The organism is Edaphobacter sp. 4G125 (assembly GCF_014274685.1).
Lineage (GTDB): Bacteria > Acidobacteriota > Terriglobia > Terriglobales > Acidobacteriaceae > Edaphobacter.
Map to the genome: position 1 here is coordinate 3,724,598 of NZ_CP060393.1, position 19,165 is coordinate 3,743,762.

The following is a 19,165-nucleotide window of genomic DNA, read 5'->3' on the forward strand; positions in this document are numbered from 1 at the left end:
CTGAGGTACTGAATAACCTCTACTTCGCGTACAAAAGAAATGGCTGAAGATGCGAGAAGAAATTACTAATCGGCGAAGAGACCGGGGCGCATCACCGCGGGCTGAACGCATAGATCCAATGCTGTCATCCCGCTGGATCTGCTATCAGTTCTCGTATAGGAAATGCTCTTCGGCATACAGAGTCTCGTGGCCGGAAGTATAGCGCGATGACATCAAGACGGTCGACTATTGATTTTTAATTGCCTCATCACCTAAAAGACACGCACGATATAGCCCACCCCCAACGGATGTCGCCGACTGCTCTATATCTCCATTGTTCTCATACAATCAGGAGTCTTTGCATGAGTCGCCGCGAAGCGAATGTGAACCATAAAAATTGAAGGATCTGCAGTTCCTTTAAATTCGGCCTACTTCCTGCGCCAGCGAACTCCGTCCTTGGAGTCCTCGATCAAGATTCCCTTGGCTAGAAGGTCGTTGCGAATCGCATCCGCACGAGCAAAGTTGCGGGACTTCTTCGCCTGCGTCCGCTCTGCAACCAGCGCATCGATGTCCTCGTCGGAGAGCGACAGCTTCGTCACCAGTTCCGATGAAGCCTCTCCAAGCCGCCCTTCCGTTTCGGCCCATGTCAGTGCGGCGCGCGTGATTGTAGCGTCGTTGTCCTTCAATACAGCAAAGACACCGTCGAACAGATCGAGCACACGCAAGATCTCTTTGACGTTCCCCGCTCGCAGCGTTCCAGCATCCGCAGCCGAGTTTGCTGCACGTACCAGCTCGAAAATCGCTGCCCGTGCATTCGCTGTATTCAGATCGTCTGCCAACGCGGCCGTGTAGTCTGTCTCGGTCTTCGCCGTCACCGCAGCAATCGCCTCATCCAGGCCGTCCGCGAGCCCGCCCTTCAGCATTCGCTGATGGAATGTACGCAGCCGATCAATGGCATTGGTCGATTCCGTCAGCGACTCGAAGGTGAAGTTCATCTGGTGCCGGTACGGAACCGAGATCAGCAGAAAACGGATCGCCGAAGCGCGATAGCCCTTCAACAACAGGTCACGCAGCGTGTAGAAGTTCCCTTCGGACTTCGACATCTTGCGCCCTTCCACCAGGAGGAACCGCACATGCATCCAATGCCGTACAAAGGGCTTGCCCGTCGCCGACTCCGACTGCGCAATCTCATTCTCGTGATGCGGGAACATCAGATCTTCGCCGCCGCAGTGCAGATCCAGCGATTGCCCCAGGTACTTCATCGCCATCGCCGAGCACTCGATATGCCAGCCCGGCCTGCCACAGCCCAGAGCCGTATTCCAGCTCTGCTCACCCGGCTTGCAAGCCTTCCACAAAGCAAAGTCGCGCGCCGCATCCTTTTCGTACTCGTCCACATCTACCCGCGCGCCGTCTTCAATGCCCTCGAAGTCCTTGCGCGACAGCTTGCCGTACTCCGGGAAACGAGCGATGCGGAAGTACCAGCTTCCATCTTCAGCCCTATAGGCGATGTCCTCGGAGGCTAGCTTCTCGATCAGCGTCACCATGTCGGGAATCGAATCCGTCGCCCGGGCCACCACCTCCGGCCGTTCAATCCCCAGAGCGTCTGAATCCTCAAAGAACGCGTGCTCGTACTTCTTCGTATACTCAGCGATCGATTTTCCCACCGCCGCAGCGTTGCGGATGATCTTGTCATCCACATCGGTGACGTTCATCACAAACTTCACCGCCATGCCCTGCTGCCGCAGAAAGCGACGCAGCACGTCTACATGCAGAAAGGTACGGAAGTTGCCAATGTGCCCATAGTCGTAGACCGTAGGCCCGCAACAATACATTCGCAGTTCAGGCGCACCCACCGGTTCCAGCTTCTCGATCTTGTCGCCAAGAGTATTAAAGAGTTCCATCGTTGCCACGTGCGCTTTTGTCCCGTCGCAGCCGACCACACGGGCGCGGTGCAGACTCCCTTTTAGATTTCCTTGTCGATTTTAGCTGATAGCCCCATTTTAGGTTCAGCAAGGAACCCCTGCCTCAGCCATCAGGTATTTCAAAGTGTCATCCTGAGCGGAGCGCAGCGAAATCGAAGGATCTGCGGTTAATCAGGTTCCTAGCGGGCATAAATAAGTAATGGATCGAGATATCGAGTCGGTCATTTCCCGCCCAGACGAAGCTGCGGAGTCGCTCCCAACGTCTCCGGGGCAAATTCGCCGGAGACAAACTTCGGCCACGCCGCCGCTGCAATCATCGCGGCATTGTCCGTCGAGAGCGCCAGCGAAGGAAACGCCACCGGCAACCCACGCCGGTCTGCTTCAGACTGGAACCGTCGTCGCAACTCGCTGTTCGCCGCAACGCCTCCCGAGACGACGATGCCCTCAGCTCCATACATCTCGGCAGCCGCAAATGCCTGCCGTAGCAGGTTGCCGACCACTGCGTACTGAAATGATGCAATCAGGTCCAGCGTCTGCTGATCACACAGCGCCGCCGCTTCGTCTGAACCAGGACGCCATTCCGAATGCTCAGCCAACGCCCTGCGGCGAGCCTCAATACTCTCGCGCATATGGTGAGTCTCCACATAACGTAGCACTGCCGTCTTGATGCCACTAAAGGAGAAGTCAAAGCTCGGCCCCGACGATCTTGCAGGAGCCTTTTTGTTCGGCAGAGAAACTCCTTCACGATGGGCCCTCGGCTTGATCTGCGCGAACCGAAACGGAACTGCATGGGGATTCCCTCGCCGCGAAAGAGCATCAATCCACGGCCCGCCCGGATACCCCAGCCCCAACAGTTTGGCGACTTTGTCGTATGCCTCGCCCGCGGCGTCATCGACCGTTCGACCTACATTGCAGTATCGCCACACCCCAGCGGCGCTCTTCTCCGCAAGATCCCCCGCTTGTTCTGCCAGGTACAGATGAGTATGTCCGCCTGATACGACTAACGCCAGCAGCTTCGCCGACTCGCTGACCTGCTTCCCTGCTTCCATTAACACCGCATGGATGTGACCTTCCAGATGGTTCACCCCGATCAGCGGTTTTCCCAACCCGAAGCTCAGTGCTTTCGCATACGTGATCCCCACCAGCAGCGCACCCGCAAGCCCCGGCCCTTCCGTTACTGCAATGGCGTCCAGTTCTTCGAACGAAACGCCTGCCTGCTCCATGGCGGCTCGCACTACTGGAACCACGTTGCGCAAATGCTCCCGTGACGCCAGCTCCGGAACCACCCCCCCGTAGTTCGCATGAAGATCCATCTGCGACGCCACCACGTTCGATAACGCCCCTGTACCAGCATGCACCACCGCGGCCGCGGTCTCGTCGCATGAGCTTTCGATGCCTAGAATCAATCCACTGCCCAGGCCGCTTCCCTTACCGTCCTGGCTCAAATCGCGCATCTCTTTATCATAGGGGAGAGACATGGCCGGGTCCTCCAAACCAAACATCGCAACACCGAAGTATCTCGCCGCGCGCAGCATCGTGGAGACTCTGCGCCATGCCGGACACCAGGCCTACCTTGCCGGTGGCTGCGTGCGCGACCTCCTCCTTGGCGTCGAACCCAAGGACTTTGATGTCGCAACCAGCGCTACACCGGATCAGGTCCTCCAACTCTTCCCCGATCGAAAAACTCTCACCGTCGGAGCACACTTCGGAGTCGTCCTCGTCTGTGAACCAGATGGCATCTCCACCGAAGTGGCTACTTTCCGCCACGACGGCTCCTACTCCGATGGCCGTCGTCCCGACGCCGTGCGCTTCTCCACCAATCCACGCGAAGATGTACTTCGTCGCGACTTCCCGATCAACGGCATGCTGCTCGACCCCGAGCAGTATGACCGCACTGGCGACCCCGTCGTGGCTACGCTCGACTATGTCGGCGGACGCGATGATCTCTCCACGCGCGTCATCCGCGCCATCGGTGACCCCACCCTGCGTTTTACCGAAGACAAGTTGCGCATGCTCCGGGCCGTCCGCTTCGCCGCCCGGCTCGGCTTCGCCATCGATCCCGCGACCGCCGCTGCGATCCGTCAGCTGGCTGCCCAGATCACCATCGTCAGCCCGGAACGCGTCCGCGACGAGCTTACCTTGATCCTCACAGAAGGTGGAGCGCGCTATGGTTTCGAGCTTCTCGACCAGCTCGGCCTCCTTCCCTACATCCTCCCGGAGATCACCAAGCTGCATGGCGTCCAGCAGCCACCCGAGTACCATCCCGAAGGCGACGTCTGGATCCACACCCTGCTTCTGCTCGAAAAGCTCCCTGCGGGTGTCTCCCCTACGCTCGCCTGGGGAGCGCTGCTTCACGATTCCGGCAAGCCCGCCACCTTCCAGGCCCCCGACCCCGCTAATCCACACGACCGCATCCGCTTCAACGGACACGTCGAGGTCGGTGTACGCATCGCTGAAGTCATCCTGCAACGCCTGCGCTTCTCCAATGAAGAAATCTCCCAGATCGTCGCCCTGGTAAAAAACCACATGCGCTTCGGTGACGTGAAGCACATGCGGGAATCCACCCTGAAGCGCTTCCTTCGCCTCCCTCGCTTCGACGAACACCTTGTGCTGCATCGCATGGACTGTCTCTCCTCACATGGAGATCTCAGCCTTTACGAGTTCGCAAAACAAAAGTACGAAGCCACGCCAATTGAATCCATCCAGCCAAAACCCCTTCTAACCGGACGCGAGCTGATCGCTGCTGGTTACCCACCCGGCCCTCGCTTCAGAAAGATGCTCGAAGCCGCCGAGGATGCTCAGTTGGAGGGCTCCATCTCCACGCCAGATCAGGCTCTCCGTTTCATCGAGAGCCGCTTCGGCCTGCCCGTAAAATAGGTCTGCGTCTTCCTCCGGCCCTTCTTCGTCCATCCAGCAGGCCCACAGTTCAGGTAGCAAGAACAACCTATGAGCAAACGGAGCCTCGACACGATCGTTGTGGGAGCCGGGATCGCAGGCCTCACCGCCGCTCGCGCCCTGGTCGAGGCCGGAGTTCGCGTCACTGTGCTCGAGGCCCGGAATCGTATCGGTGGACGAATCCTCACCCACCACTTCGGCGGACAACCCATCGAATTGGGAGCCGAATTTATTCACGGTCGCCCTCCCGAACTCTGGGCTCTTATCAAGGAAGCTGCCCTCGAAACCTACGAGCGCGACGGCTCCCAGATCAGCTTTCAGAATGGCTCTCTCCAACGCCGCAGTGAAGAAGAGCTGGCCTTCCACCTACTGGAAGACCTGGAAAACTTTAAAGGGCCGGACATCAGCTTCAACGAGTACCTTTCGTCGCTCAACGCCACCGAAGCCGAGCGAGCTTCCGCTCGGGGCTTTGTCGAAGGCTTCAACGCCGCCGATGCCAGTCGGATCAGCTCCGCTGCTCTCGGCGTACAGCAGAATGCAGAAGATTCCATTGAAGGCGACCGCATGTTCTATCTCCGTGGAGGCTACGACCGTATCGTGCAATACCTTGCCGGAAAGATCATCGACCACGGAGGGACCATTCGCCTGAATAGCGCCGTGCAGGCTATCCGCTGGATACCAGCCTCGGTTGAGGCCATCGACGACAAGCAAAACTTCTCCGCTCATCGCACCATCATCACCGTACCCCTCGGAGTCCTGCAGGCCGGAACCCTGTCGATCGAACCCCGCCCCGACGACATCTTCCAGGCCGTTTCCCAACTCTGCATGGGCCATGCCATCCGCTTCACGCTGAACTTTCGTGAGCCGTTCTGGACCTCGCTTCTTCCTGCATCACCCGTCACCGATCTCAGTTTCCTCTTCAGCTTCGAAGAGACGCCTCCGGTATGGTGGACGACTCACCCGCACCTCAGCGGCCTGCTTACGGGATGGATCGGCGGTCCTCGCTCTGCCGTGCTCGAGGGCCTAACCTCCGATCAACTCGCCAGCCACGCCTGCTCTACCCTCGCCCGCATCTTTTCGCTTCCAGTCAATAAGGTTCAGGAACTCCTTCTCGGCTGTTACTTCCACGACTGGAAACACGATCCGTTCTCGCTCGGAGCCTACAGTTACATCGCAAACGGCGGGTTGAGCGCACCTCGTCGCCTCTCCGAACCCATCGCCGACACACTCTTTTTCGCGGGCGAACATACCGACACGACCGGCAACTGGGGCACTGTGCACGCCGCAATTCGCTCCGGCCTGCGGGCAGCGCAACAAATACTCAATCTACCCTGATAGGAAAACGCAGAGTTTCGCGGTAGCATCTGAGCCGATATGGCTATCCCTCGCCCGTTATTGAACACCCCTCACGACCGCACTCCCGATACGCAAGTCACTCTCGATGGCGTGACAGTTCCAGCGCGATCCGGAAATCTCCTGATCGATCTCATCAATGATTACCGCGAAGAACAGCAGCATAAACCTCTTCCCCAGGTTTGTTACGTGCCCCAGATGGGCCCCATCGAAAGCTGCGACACCTGCATCGTCGAGGTCAGCGCCGCGCCAGGAGAACCGGCCAAACTAGCTCGAGCCTGCGGCACCCAGATCACCCCGGGTATGAGCGTTGTCACCACAAGCGACATCGTCGATATCGCCCAGCGCGAGGCCTTCGACCGCATCCTGCAGAACCATATGCTCTACTGCACCGTCTGCGACAACAATAATCAGAACTGCACCATCCACAACACCACCGCCGTTCTCGACGTAAAGCATCAGAAGCGGCCCTTTACTCACAAGCCTTATCCCCAGGACCTCTCCAATCCCTTCTATCGTTACGATCCCGATCAGTGCATCCTCTGCGGACGCTGCGTCGAAGCCTGCCAGGACGTGCAGGTCAACGAAACCCTCACCATCGACTGGGCGAATGAGCATCCTCGCGTGCTCTGGGATGGTAGCCAGAAGATCGACGGTTCTTCCTGCGTCTCCTGCGGACATTGTGTGAATGTTTGTCCTTGCAATGCGCTGATGGAAAAATCCATGCTCGGTCACGCCGGCTACCTCACCAATCTGCCGCACAATGTCCTCGACGAGATGATCGACGTGGTCAAAGCCGTCGAACCTCCCATCGGCTACAGTCCTATCCTCGCCATCTCCGATATCGAATCCGAGATGCGCCACGCCCGTGTCAAACGCACCAAAACGGTCTGCACCTACTGTGCCGTCGGATGCTCCTTCGAAGTCTGGACACGCGATCGTCACATCCTCAAAATCGAACCCTCTCACGGCCCCGCGAACGGCATCTCCACCTGCATCAAAGGTAAGTTCGCCTGGGGACACATCAACGCAGACGATCGTCTCGTCAAACCCCTTCTTCGCAAAGACGACACCTTCGTCGAGATCTCCTGGAACGAAGCGCTCGACCTGATCGAAGAGAAGTTCACCACCATCAAAAAGCAACACGGCCCCGACGCTCTCGCCTTCATCGCATCCTCCAAGTGCACAAACGAGGAGAGCTACCTGATGCAGAAGCTCGCCCGCGCCGTCATCGGCACCAACAACATCGACAACTGCGCCCGCTACTGCCAGAATCCCGCAACCAAAGGTCTTCAGCGCACGGTCGGGTACGGCGGCGACTCCGGCTCCATCGCCGATATCGAACGCGCTGGCCTCGTCCTCATCATCGGAGCCAATCCCGCCGAAAACCACCCCGTCCTCGCTACCCGCGTCAAGCGTTCCCACAAATTTGGACGCACTCGCCTCATCGTCGCCGACCTGCGTAAGCACGAGATGGCCGAGCGTGCCGACCTCTTCTTTCGCCCCAATCCCTCCACCGATTCCGTCTGGCTCAACGGTGTCGCGAAGTACATCCTCGACCACAACCTCCATCAGCCGAAGTTCATCGAGCAGTGGGCTAACCACTTCGAGGAGTACAAAAAGTCTCTCGAGCCCTTCACCCTCGAACACACCGAGCGCGTCACCGGCATCCCGCAGCCCACCCTCGTCACCGTCGCTAATGAAATCGCAGCAGCCAACGGTGTCTGCATCCTCTTCGCCATGGGAGTCACCCAGCACACCGGCGGCTCCGACACTGCCACCGCTCTCTCCAATCTCCTCCTCCTCACCGGCAACTACATGCGCCCCAACGCCGGTGCCTATCCTCTTCGCGGACACAACAATGTCCAGGGTGCCAGCGACTTAGGCTCTATGCCCGACGTCTTTCCCGGCTACCAGAAGGTTGATGACGAAGCCATCCGTGCGAAGTTCGAGGCCGCCTGGAGCGTCACCCTCCCCACCTCTACAGGCAAAGATAATCACCAGATGATCGACGCCATTCTCGAAGGCACGATCAAGGCGATGTACATCAAGGGCGAGGACACCATCACCTCCGACTCCAACGCCAACTATGTCGCCAAAGCCCTCTCAGAGCTTGAGTTCTTCGTCGTCCAGGACATCAACTTCTCCGCGACCTGCCGCTACGCCAACCTCGTTCTTCCCGCAGCCGCCTCGCTTGAGAAAGACGGCACCTTCACCAGCACCGAGCGCCGCATCCAGCGCATCTACAAAGCCCTCGATCCCATCGGCGAATCCAAAGCCGACTGGGAGATCATCCAGCTCATCGCCAACCGCCTCGGCGCAAAGTGGCACTACACCCACCCCTCCGAGATCATGGACGAGATCGCCTCCCTCACCCCACTTTTGTCCGGTGTCACCTACGAGCGTCTTGAAGGCTTCAAGAGCCTGCAATGGCCCGTACACCCCGACGGCACCGATACCCCGCTCCTCTTCACCAAAGAATTCAACTTTCCCGACGGCAAAGCTCGCTTCTATCCCATCGAATACATTCCGCCGTCCGAGGAACGCAATCAGACCTACGATCTCCACCTCAATAACGGCCGCCTGCTCGAACACTTCGAACAAGGCTCGATGACCAGTCGCACTCCCGGCATTCGCAGGATGACACCCGTGAACTTCGTCGAGGTCTCTCCAGAGCTCGCCGCCGAACGCGGCATCACCACAGGCACCTACGTCCGCCTGCGTTCTCCTTATGGCGAAGTCCAGCTTCAGGCCCTCGTCACCGACCGCGTCCATGGCAAGCAGCTCTACATGACCCTCAACTCCGTCAAAGAGCCGGTCAACGAACTCACCAGTAGTCACACTGACCGCGCCACTCATACCCCTGCCTTCAAAGAATCCGCAGTCTCTATGGAGGTCCTTCCTGAACAAGACGACACCGGTCGCAAGGGCAGGAAGAACCGAGGCCCTCTTGGTCCCGGAAATTTTCGCCTCGCAACTCGCACACCGCAGAACGGCGTCGAGATCGAACGCAAATGGGCCCGCCCCGACTACCACCTTCCCGGCACACGCCCCGAAGACAAATTAGTGCAGATCACATCCACCAAAGTCTGAATGGATTACTTGCCGTCACCTTGAACGCATCGAAGAATCCCTGTATTGGAGCTGAAATATGGCCGTCCCTCTCTCCTTCAAGCCGCAACCCGTTGATCCCCACCTTGAGCTGGAACGCCGCCTCGCCAGCGCTCCGCGCGAACACGCCGAAGCTCTCCTCGTCGTCTACGACATCCTCCAGGCTGCGCATGAAAACGGTACCCTCGACGCAATCCACGGACTCATCTATGCCCGCGACAAGATCGCCGGCCAGCTTGCCGAGGCTGCGAACACTCCTGAAGGCAAAGATGCTCTACTCAATTTGCTCGAATTGGGAAAGATCTTCGCATCGCTCGATCCAAAGGTACTCGCTCCCCTTACCGATGCAATGCGTCAAAGCTCCGACCAGCATCGACAGGAGAAAAAGACACCCTCCTTCTGGCAGATCTTCCGCCGAGCCACCAGCGAAGACGGGCGACGCGGACTTTCCTTCTTTACCCTACTTCTCACAAATTTCGGAAAATCATTGAAAGCATAGGACTTTTCCCATATATTTGACATCGTCAATTTATTTAATTGACGATGTCAAATATGAATCGCCCTTCTATTTCCGAATCCGACATTGCATCCGTCCGGCGCTTCAGTCGCTTCTATACGCGGCTTCTTGGCACTCTCAACGAAGACCTGCTCCAGAGCAAACTCTCTCTTGCTGAGGCGCGCGTGCTTTATGAGATTGCCAACCGGAATCAGCCGACAGCCTCAGAGATCGCAGCCGAGCTCTGCCTCGATCTCGGCTATCTCAGCCGAATCCTCCGGTCCTTCTCCTCCGCCAAATGGATTCGCCGCCACTCTTCAAAGTCCGATCGCCGTCAAAATCTGCTCTCGCTCACTGCGGCAGGACAGACAAAGTTCGAAACCTTGAATCAACGCTCGAAACAACAGGTCCAGGCATTGCTTCAACCTCTTTCCGCCGAACAATGTGACCAGCTCACCCGCTCTATGGCCACAATTCAGTCCTTGCTGGAACCACGTTCAGACTCATCTTCCATCACCGCTCAACCGGTTATCCTCCGTCAGCATCGCCCCGGCGACATGGGCTGGGTCGTCGAGCGACACGGCCTGCGCTACTCCCAGGAATATGGCTGGGACGCGCGCTTCGAAGCCCTCGTAGCGCGCATCACCGCAGACTTTATCGATCAACTCGATCCGGAACGTGAACACTGCTGGATCGCCGAACGCAACGGCGAAAGGCTCGGATGCGTCTTCCTCGTCAAAGATAAGGACTCAGATCCCGCCACCACAGCGCGCCTGCGTCTCCTGCTCGTTGAGCCTTCCGCTCGTGGCCTGGGACTCGGTCGCACCCTCGTGCAGCAGTGCACTGCTTTCGCTCATAGCGCGGGTTATAAACGTATCGTCCTGTGGACCAACTCCGTCCTCACCTCCGCACGACGCATCTACGAGGGAGAAGGCTATCGTCTACTCCAGGAAAAGCCTCATCAGAGCTTTGGCAAGAACCTCATCTCCCAGGATTGGGAACTTCTTCTCTAACTTTCTGGCTTGCTGACTCGCTAAAATTGAATCCGTGAATCATCCCTTCGAAATCGGCAACATCTCCGTAGGCCGCGGCAAGCTCTTTCTCATCGCCGGCCCCTGCGTCATCGAATCCGAACAACACGCCCGCATGATGGCTGACTCTATTCAGCGCATCACCTCTGATCTCGGCATCCCTTATATCTTCAAGGCCAGCTACGATAAGGCGAACCGCACCTCGATCCACAGCTTCCGTGGCCCCGGTGTCGAGGAAGGTACCCGCATCCTGCGTACTATCTCCGAAACTACCGGCCTGCCTGTCCTCACCGACGTCCACACCGCCGAAGATTGCCCACGTGTAGCCGAAGCCGTCGATCTCCTCCAGATCCCTGCCTTCCTCTGCCGCCAGACCGACTTGCTGATCGCTGCGGCCACTGCGGCAAAGCAGCATAACCGGGCTATCAACATCAAAAAAGGCCAGTTCGTCGCTCCTGCCGATATGCGCCACGCCGTCGAAAAAGTGCGTGACAGCGGCTGCGACCGGGTCTCACTTACGGAACGTGGAGCCAGCTTTGGCTATAACAACCTCGTCGTCGACATGCGGTCACTCCCCATCATGCGGGCCTTTGCCCCCGTCGTCTTCGACGGAACTCATTCTGTACAAACGCCTTCCGCCGCCAACGGAGTCTCAGGTGGCCAGCCAGAATTTATCCCCGTCCTCGTTCGTGCCGCAGTCGCCGCAGGAGTAGATGGTGTCTTCCTCGAGGTTCACAACGACCCTCCACACGCTAAATCCGACGGTGCCAATGCCTTGCACCTGAACCATCTTCGGGGCATGCTTGAACAAATCATTGCAATCCATAACGCGGTGGCCTAGCATTTTTATATAACTTGCAACTGGCTCTCCCTTGGTTCTTCCTCCCCATTAGGTTTCAAATCATTAAAAAAAACGGCCCCTCGCGTGAGGGGCCAATCTGCCTTGGTTCTCTCTGGTTAGGAGAGTCTATTGTGGGAGCGATCTAGGCCGCTCTCCGACAAACCGCTAAACTTGCGGGCGACACAGAACAAATCCATGCCGCCCTTTTGGGGGAGGGCTACTTTTACTGATTTGTCTCGGGTGGCGCACTTACGCCCGTGTGTGAAGACTGCTGGGGCGAAGACGGTAATCTGTTGGATGCAGAATTGGAGTCCATCGTTGCCAGGCTGTTGTGCAGCAACGTCACGCGGACACCGTTAGTGACAGCCTTTTCGCCATCGACTGACTTAGCCGTATTTCTTCCCATTCCAGTCCGGTAAATCCGGTAGACGGGAACCTGGTGCTCGGTTACGAGATAACGAACCACGGAATCAGCCATTGCCTGCGACGTCTGCACGCCAGACCGGCTATATCCCTGTACCTCAATGATGTAACCCTTCTCGTTCGCTAGCTTGGCCGCTACGTCATCGAGATCAGCCTTTGCCTTCGGACCCAGTGTCGTGCGGCCGGAGACAAATTTCACCGAGGTCGCGGAAACCTCCTGGTACTGATCCAGATTGCTGACCGTGGTGTTCAACGAAGTTGCACGGTTGCTTGCGTTGGTAGCTGTTGTCTGGGCTGCATTAGCGCGGTTCGAAGCGTCCGTCGCGTGCTGATCGGCAAGATCGGCTGCGCTCTGCGCCTTGTTGATTCCGGCCGTAGCGCGCGAATCTACGTCGCGAATATCATTGGCATTCTTTGCCTGCAGCTGATCCAGTTCGTTGGTCCGGTCCTTGATCGGATCCACCTGCCTGTGAACCCACTTCTTGCGGGCCAGCGGATTCAGGTGTCCCCAGAACCCTTCCTTAGACTCTGGCGCTAGCGGCTTACCGGTGGCATACGTTGAGCTGTCATCGACGCTCATCTTGCTTGGAGCCTGTGGTGCGTTCTGATTCTGATCCGGGGTGGACTGCGTCGCCGATTGAGCCAGTGCGCTCATACCCATCGCCGTGCCGAGTACTACAACTGAGAGACCAAATCGAGTTCCGGTTTTCATCATGTTTTCGCTCCTCATACACTGCGTCTGCCGTTTCAGACGCCCGTGTACCCCTGATAAGAGCATCTCCTATGCCAAACCAGAAAAAGGAGGTAAACAATTGAAAACAATAGAACTAAATCCTTCACCCTACAGAGAAGAAATGCGTTGCTCTTTTGATGCCTGCAAATTCTTCCGGCTGCCCGGTAACTATTTCTGAGTGACCGACAGGCAGAACTTCACCGCGTTACTTCTTTTCCACCCCGATCACCCGGATCTCCGGCATCTGCATGTTCCAGTTCGCCGGAATCGACTCAAAAATTAAGCGAAACTCCTGCTCATCTCCCGGCTTCAACGGAGCCGCACTGACCGGTTGGGTATCCACATAAGGCTCATGTGTCCGGATCAAGGCCAGCGGAAGTGTCTCAATCTGCGGAGGCATCTGCTCCTCGTTGCGAAACAGCACCTGCACCGTCACTCCCGTCACCGTCGCCGCACCCGAATTCCGGATATGGCCATCGACAAACGTCGACTTCCCTCCCGAGAGGCTCGTCGATTCGCTCATCTGCAACTGCGTAAGCGGAAGATTGGCTGCATACGAGTCGAGCGGGCGGATGCCGGTGATTGCAGGGATTTTGCGATGCCCTGCCAACAGCAGTCCGGCCACAATCGCCAGCACCACCGCTCCGGCAATCAGCCACGCCGACAGCGGCATCCCACCCGAACGGGCTGGCGGAGGGGCAAACATCTCCGGGGACGGAGCCGTCAGCGGGTCAACGGAAAGGTCTTTCTGCGGCTTCGAGGTTTTTGTCTCGTCTGGTCTCGGATTCTGGTCGCTCATGGCCGAAATTTTATACCGCAGCCTTCGCCACCGGCCCGGCAAGGAACCACCAAGACTTCGTATGGCAAAACTTAGTCGGATTTTCATCGCCAGGAACAACTTCCTGGTGCATCATCGGGTCATAGACGGACATCTACTGCTATAGCAGCAGGAGAAGTGAGCGAGCCATGACTCCCCCAATCGGCTTCCGGACTGACAAGACAGCAGACGACAAGAGTCCTCTCGCGCAGATTCGACCTGTCGCTGCGTTCGTGGATGCCCCGGCGACTCAAACAACATCCTTCTCGCGGGCTGCTGACTACGCCTACCGCATTGCCGCCGTTACCGCCGGACTCATCCTGCTCGCCACCGTCATGTAAATCAGGGCAGAACAACGCCCTTTCCCTACGCGAAGCTCGCCCGTTTCACCTTCTGCCGGAAGTCCTGCCCCTGCATCTCCACCACGACACACATCTCCTGCAAACGCGACCGCATCCGCTCGCCGATCCGGTCCCCCAGCGTCTCTTCGCGCAGGCGCGCCGCTCCATCTCCGCCTACAACCAGCGGTCCCAGGTTGGGATAGTTCGTCGTAATAATCGTCGTCCGTCGATCGTTGTATCTCGTATTCAGGATGTGCGCGACCGTGTCCCACACCCAATCCGTAGGCTTGGCCGCACCCAGTTCGTCCAGCACTAGCACCTCGGCATCAAACACCGGCCGCAGAATCTCCAGCTCTGTCTCCCTGACTTGCGGGTTGTAGCTGTTCTGCACCTGTTTCAGCAGATCGCGGTAATCGAAAAACAATCCCGTCGCACCTTTATCGATCAGAGCCTGTAAAATCCCCACCGCCAGGTGCGTCTTCCCTACACCAATCGAACCTGTCAGCAACAGCCCGGTGCCGTCCGTCTCCAGCGGATAGCTCTCGACAAACTTCTTCGCCCGCAGCAGAGCCGGCCCAAGCGAACGATGCGACGAAGGAAAGTTCGTCTCATAGCTCTCCAGCGTGCAGTGCTCATATCTGCGAGGAATCCCCGCCCGCCTCAACCGAAGCTGTGCGCGCTGCTGAATCCGGCAGACACACTCCTGGGCAAACCTTTGCCCATCGCGCTCCACCACGCGCAGCCCCGCACCTTCGCAGATTGCACAAACCTCAGCCATCGGTGTTACCAGTATCGCAGCACTGGCAACTCCTCTACCTGTGCGAATCCAACTCACATCTATGGAAAAAAAAATGTCTATTCCCCACCCCAACCGTGTTGTTTCGGCCAGAGGCGGCTCTGCCGCCGTAGTGGAAGAACCTGCTTCTCTCTCACAAGAAAATACCGTCTACAGAACCGAACAGAATTGCGATTTTATTCCTTCCCTCATCCTGAGCTCCTGAGCACAATCGAGGCAGCCTGCTCTGATCGAGCCCAGCGAGTTGAATGGGGAAAATTCTGTATTTGCAGAACACCCAGCGGAAGACCCTTGTCAAGCCCTCTCTTCCTCCTTCAAAACCCGCATCAAGCTCAATCGAAATCACTTACACTCTAGAAATCAGCCTCCAAACGATGCGGATTTACCCACCTTGCTCCGCTAAAATAGAATCAGAAAGAGATCTCCGTCTCCTTTCGAATTAGTACTTTGGCTGTCAACCCATTTGTTTTGAGTATCTTGCGGTCGAAGTACCGAGCTAAGTCTTTTAAATGGAATACTTTGCGCAACTTTGGGGGAGGGGGGGTCGATTCCATCGGCGTCCTAAGACAACCGCCGGAAGATGCTAAAATAGAAAGAACTTGCCACACCGGCATCGCGACAGGCACATCGATGTAACGTGATCACACCGTTGCAAGCGATCCGCGAACCAGTACAAGCCAATCTCAAAACGCAAGCGTAAAGAACGCCTTGCGAAAGGACCGATATGCCGAAAGAAGGAATCCACCCGAAGTACGAGACCATCACCGTGAAGTGCGCCTGCGGCACTCATTTTGAGACGCGCTCCACACACAAGGGCGACATCGTCCTCGAAATCTGCTCCGCCTGCCACCCGTTCTTCACCGGCAAGCAGAAGCTGGTCGACACCGCCGGACGCGTCGAGCGCTTCCGTCGCAAATTCGCCCAGTCCGACGCAGGCAAAGCGGCAGCCAAGTAAGCGGAGTAAAGCGCTACATTACAAAGGCCTCCGTCTGGAGGCCTTTGTAATGTATAAAAATCAGCCCATTATCGGAGCCTCCCATGAACCTCCGTCAGCAGCTCGCAGCAGACCTTGCCCGGCGAATCTCCGGTTCGACCGCTGAAATCGATCGCGGCCACGGCTGTCTCATGGTCGACAGAAAGATCTTCGCCTTCACCCGTCCTGACGAGAGCGCTGCCTTGAAGCTTCCTGAAACTCGCATCGCCGAATTGATCGCCGCCGACAGTGAGTTTCAGTTCCTTGTCATGGGTAAACGAACGATGCGCGAGTGGGTTGTGGTTCCCAATATCGCCGCTCCCGGCAACACGAAGCTGCTCCTCGAATCCAAGGCTTATGTCGCCTCGCTCCCCAAAGAAGAGCGACGCAAACCTGCAAAGAAGTCATCAAAAAAGACGGCAAAGAAAACTGCAAAGAAAGCCATAAAAAAGAAGGCAACTAGATCACGATGAAGAAGCGCTACACACTCGAGCAGAAGAAGTGGGACTCGCCCGTCGAACACGCGATGCCTGCCCATGCTCGTGTGCCCGCCAGCTTCACCGTCGGAAGCGTCACCATAGCACCGGCCACAGTGCTGGCTCCTATGGCCGGAGTCACCGACACCGTCTTCCGCCGCTTCATCAAGAACGCCAGCCAATTCACGTCATCATCACAAAATTGTCATCCTGAGCGGCGCGACGAAGAAGTGAAGTCGAAGGACCCGCGGTTCGCTTCCGACACCACAGGAGTCGAAGCAGAAACCACCAACCAGCAATCCGGTTGCGGACTCATCATGACCGAGTTCACTTCAGCCGATGGCCTTTCTCGCATGCGCGAGACCAAGCGCAAGCGCTATCTCACCTACTACGACGACGAGCACCCCATCTCTGCGCAACTCTTTGGCTCGAATCCTGAGACTCTCGCGGACTCGGCTCGCATCGTCCAGGACGCTGGCTTCGACATCGTCGACCTCAACCTCGGCTGCCCCGCCAAGCGAGTGGTTGCCTGCAACGGCGGCTCCGGTCTTCTGAAAGACCTGCCGCAGATCGAACGCATCTTCAAGGCAATACGCGCCGCTGTTACGATTCCCTTCACCGTCAAGTTCCGCATGGGCTGGAACGACAACCACATCGTCTGCGTCGAGCTGGCGAAGATGGCAGAGGACTGCGGCCTGAACGCCTGCGCTCTCCACGCCCGCACCCGCGAGGACGGCTACACCGGCCAGGCCCGCTGGGAGTACATCGCCGCCGTCAAAGGCGCGGTCAAAATCCCCGTCATCGGCAACGGCGACATTCGCACTCCTGAAGACGCCGCAGCCATGGTTGAAAAGACAGGATGCGACGCCGTGATGATCGGCCGCACTGCGCCTGCTAATCCGTGGATCTTCCGCCAGATTGCACAGTACACCGCATCTAAGGAAGCATCGGGCATCGGCACCTACGATCATCCCACCAACGAAGATCGCTACCGCATGATCCGCACCTACTTCCAGATGTTGGTCGATGAGATCGCTCTCGAAGAGGCTGCTGAGGCCGCGCGTGCGGAAGCCATCATTGCCTCTGGTCAAATCGCTCGTGAAAAACGCAACCGTGACGCTGTCGGCAAGATGAAGCAGTTCGCCGCCTGGTTCACTCACGGAGTCCCCGGCGGAGGAGCTCTCCGCAAGCAGATCTTCGAGTCCAAAAACGGAAACGCAGTCATCGCCGCCGTCGAGCAGTTCTTCGAAACCCACCAGAACTTACCCGACGAAGCAGACACAGCACCCGTTCAGGACGACGACACAACGCTGCTAACCGAGGCCGCCTACTGCGACTGACCGCCGCTCGGCTATCGTGAATACACCCGCACGTAATCCACCAGCATCTTTTGTGGAAACGTCGTCGTCTCATCCGGATTCCCCGGCCACGCTCCTCCAACCGCAACATTCAGGATGAGAAAGAAAGGATGGTCGTAGACCCATTTCGTCCCGGCAGGGAGGTCCTTCGGCGTGCGCTCCACAACCAACTTGTCATCGAAGAAAAACTTGATGTCATTCGGCGTCCACTCCACCGCATAGACATGAAAGCCGGTGTTGACAGCCTCTCCTGCAGGCAACAAAAACCTCTGCGAGATCCCTTTCGCTCCGCTGTATCCCGGCCCATGCAGCGTGCTGTAGATCACATCCGGTTCGCCGATATTTTCCATCATGTCGATCTCGCCACAAGCCGGCCACGATGCTGTCTTAACGTCCTCGCCGAGCATCCAGAACGCAGGCCAGATGCCTTTCCCCAGCGGAAGCTGCATCCTCGCCTCAAACCGTCCATAAGTCTGCGCGAAAACGCCTTGCGTCTTAATCCGCGCCGAAGTATAGGGCCGTTCAATCCCATCCAGCCCTGTGTAACTTTCCTTTCGGGCCGTGATTATAAGGTTTCCGCCACGCTGCTGTACGTTCTCGAGACGCGAGGTATAGCTCTCCAGCTCTTTGTTTCCCCATCCGCGTCCGCCAGTATCGTAGGTCCACTTCGCCAGATCAGGAGGGCTGCCATCGGGTCCATTGAACTCATCGTTCCACACCAGCTTCCATCCGGTGTGCGCGTTCTTCGCAGGAGCCTTGGCTTCCATAGCAACACAAAGAACGCTCGGCAGAACCGCAAAGCCAATCCACCTTGCTAATCGCTGGACCTTCATTGCACTCTCCTGAGCGTCAGGTTCATCTTCGTGTTAATCGGCTTCAGTCCACGATCCAACGATTCCAGCGCTGCCCCATTCTGCTTCAGAAGATACGCCTGCGCTTCGGAAGGCTTATCTGGATTGAGCTGATACACCGTGGCATTCGGGTCCACTGCGCTTCCCTTCAGCACGGTCCACAAACCGCGATCGCTGTAGGAAACATCTCCGTTGCGAGTGGCGCGATAGGTGCTCGTCTCCACATAAAACGCATCGGTCATATCAAACTTACTCTTCGCATATAACCGCAGTTCTGTGTCGAGCCCGCTGCAATCCGCACACGGCAACGTTCCTTTATAGCGACCGATCAGAACTGCATCCCCTGGCGCGGGAGCACCCGAGGACACCCGCACCTGCACCAAGAAACGGGAGGTTACCGATACAACGCCTGCTTGCTTTTTCTCAATCTCAAAAGCAAGGTGCAATGTTGTCTCTCCAACCAGTGCGGCGTTATAGCGGAACTGCTGTCTCCCCTCACCCTTATTCCCGTTCTCACCTCTAGCAGGAATCAGCGAATCTCCCTGCGGGCTCAAGGCCCCTCCTTTGGCAAGATGCGAAACCCATCTGTATTGCCCCGGAAGCGTCGAGGGTAATTCCACCACAAGCGTGTCCCCTTGATTCAGCGCAACCGAAGTATGGTTATCTGCCTCTCCCATCGTTACCGTCTTGGCTTCGGCAAATGCTCCACATATAAGAGCGGCAAACACGATTGCATAGAATAAGCGCACTTCCGCACCTCCAGGCCTGC

17 protein-coding genes are annotated in these 19,165 nt (G+C 57.4%); 10 read left to right on the top strand and 7 right to left on the bottom strand.

What is annotated here, in order from left to right:
• Positions 1-407: 407 nt before the first annotated feature.
• Together cysS and tsaD are read right to left on the bottom strand one after the other, a co-directional pair.
• Complete coding sequence (gene cysS, locus H7846_RS15620) at positions 408-1,880, bottom strand: cysteine--tRNA ligase (RefSeq protein WP_186696431.1); 1,473 nt, start codon at positions 1,878-1,880, stop codon at positions 408-410.
• A 242-nt stretch (positions 1,881-2,122) separates the two neighbouring features.
• A complete protein-coding gene (tsaD, locus tag H7846_RS15625) occupies positions 2,123-3,379 on the bottom strand; it encodes a tRNA (adenosine(37)-N6)-threonylcarbamoyltransferase complex transferase subunit TsaD (RefSeq protein ID WP_370561294.1) in 1,257 nt (418 codons plus the stop codon).
• Here tsaD and H7846_RS15630 point away from each other — a divergent pair.
• The 6 genes from H7846_RS15630 (at position 3,378) to kdsA (ending at position 11,628) form a co-directional block, all read left to right on the top strand.
• Positions 3,378-4,778: a CCA tRNA nucleotidyltransferase gene (locus H7846_RS15630; protein WP_186693401.1), complete on the top strand. Its 1,401-nt coding sequence runs from the start codon at positions 3,378-3,380 to the stop codon at positions 4,776-4,778. The genes tsaD and H7846_RS15630 overlap by 2 nt on opposite strands.
• A gap of 69 nt (positions 4,779-4,847) precedes the next feature.
• Positions 4,848-6,131 carry a flavin monoamine oxidase family protein gene (locus tag H7846_RS15635; RefSeq protein WP_186693402.1) on the top strand — a complete coding sequence of 428 codons (1,284 nt, stop codon included), beginning with the start codon at positions 4,848-4,850 and terminating at the stop codon, positions 6,129-6,131.
• A 39-nt stretch (positions 6,132-6,170) separates the two neighbouring features.
• Entirely contained in the window at positions 6,171-9,242 is a 3,072-nt protein-coding gene (gene fdhF / locus H7846_RS15640) for a formate dehydrogenase subunit alpha (protein WP_186693403.1), read from the top strand.
• Between the two features lie 58 nt (positions 9,243-9,300).
• Positions 9,301-9,759 carry a DUF1641 domain-containing protein gene (locus H7846_RS15645; RefSeq protein WP_186693404.1) on the top strand — a complete coding sequence of 153 codons (459 nt, stop codon included), beginning with the start codon at positions 9,301-9,303 and terminating at the stop codon, positions 9,757-9,759.
• 53 nt (positions 9,760-9,812) lie between these two features.
• Complete coding sequence (locus tag H7846_RS15650) at positions 9,813-10,769, top strand: bifunctional helix-turn-helix transcriptional regulator/GNAT family N-acetyltransferase (protein ID WP_255460678.1); 957 nt, start codon at positions 9,813-9,815, stop codon at positions 10,767-10,769.
• A gap of 34 nt (positions 10,770-10,803) precedes the next feature.
• Positions 10,804-11,628, top strand: coding sequence for a 3-deoxy-8-phosphooctulonate synthase (kdsA, locus tag H7846_RS15655; RefSeq protein ID WP_186693406.1), 825 nt, complete (start codon positions 10,804-10,806; stop codon positions 11,626-11,628).
• Positions 11,629-11,851: 223 nt separating this feature from the next.
• On the opposite strand, the gene H7846_RS15660 is transcribed toward kdsA, so the two are convergent.
• The gene (locus H7846_RS15660; RefSeq protein ID WP_186693408.1) at positions 11,852-12,766 is read right to left on the bottom strand and encodes an OmpA family protein; all 915 of its coding nucleotides are present in this window, start codon (positions 12,764-12,766) and stop codon (positions 11,852-11,854) included.
• Positions 12,767-12,989: 223 nt separating this feature from the next.
• Positions 12,990-13,583 carry a DUF2393 family protein gene (locus H7846_RS15665; protein ID WP_255460679.1) on the bottom strand — a complete coding sequence of 198 codons (594 nt, stop codon included), beginning with the start codon at positions 13,581-13,583 and terminating at the stop codon, positions 12,990-12,992.
• Positions 13,584-13,750: 167 nt separating this feature from the next.
• Between H7846_RS15665 and H7846_RS15670 the strand changes: the two genes are divergently transcribed.
• Positions 13,751-13,942 (top strand): hypothetical protein, encoded by a 192-nt coding sequence (locus tag H7846_RS15670; protein WP_186693410.1) that lies wholly within the window; start codon positions 13,751-13,753, stop codon positions 13,940-13,942.
• Positions 13,943-13,967: 25 nt separating this feature from the next.
• On the opposite strand, the gene H7846_RS15675 is transcribed toward H7846_RS15670, so the two are convergent.
• A complete protein-coding gene (locus tag H7846_RS15675; RefSeq protein ID WP_186693412.1) occupies positions 13,968-14,720 on the bottom strand; it encodes an ATP-binding protein in 753 nt (250 codons plus the stop codon).
• A 742-nt stretch (positions 14,721-15,462) separates the two neighbouring features.
• On the opposite strand from H7846_RS15675, the gene rpmE reads away from it, so the two are divergent.
• The 3 genes from rpmE to H7846_RS15690 all read left to right on the top strand — a co-directional run bounded on the left by rpmE (position 15,463) and on the right by H7846_RS15690 (position 17,527).
• Positions 15,463-15,693 (top strand): 50S ribosomal protein L31, encoded by a 231-nt coding sequence (rpmE, locus tag H7846_RS15680; protein WP_186693414.1) that lies wholly within the window; start codon positions 15,463-15,465, stop codon positions 15,691-15,693.
• An 83-nt stretch (positions 15,694-15,776) separates the two neighbouring features.
• Positions 15,777-16,184 carry a hypothetical protein gene (locus H7846_RS15685; protein ID WP_186693415.1) on the top strand — a complete coding sequence of 136 codons (408 nt, stop codon included), beginning with the start codon at positions 15,777-15,779 and terminating at the stop codon, positions 16,182-16,184.
• On the top strand, positions 16,181-17,527 hold the full coding sequence (locus H7846_RS15690; RefSeq protein WP_186693417.1) for a tRNA dihydrouridine synthase: 1,347 nt from the start codon (positions 16,181-16,183) through the stop codon (positions 17,525-17,527). Before H7846_RS15685 ends, H7846_RS15690 begins: the two co-directional genes overlap by 4 nt.
• 11 nt (positions 17,528-17,538) lie before the next feature.
• Here H7846_RS15690 and H7846_RS15695 read toward each other — a convergent pair whose 3' ends face one another.
• Entirely contained in the window at positions 17,539-18,378 is an 840-nt protein-coding gene (locus tag H7846_RS15695; protein ID WP_186693419.1) for a glycoside hydrolase family 16 protein, read from the bottom strand.
• Complete coding sequence (locus H7846_RS15700; protein ID WP_186693421.1) at positions 18,375-19,145, bottom strand: copper resistance protein NlpE N-terminal domain-containing protein; 771 nt, start codon at positions 19,143-19,145, stop codon at positions 18,375-18,377. Before H7846_RS15700 ends, H7846_RS15695 begins: the two co-directional genes overlap by 4 nt.
• Between the last annotated feature and the right edge of the window lie 20 nt (positions 19,146-19,165).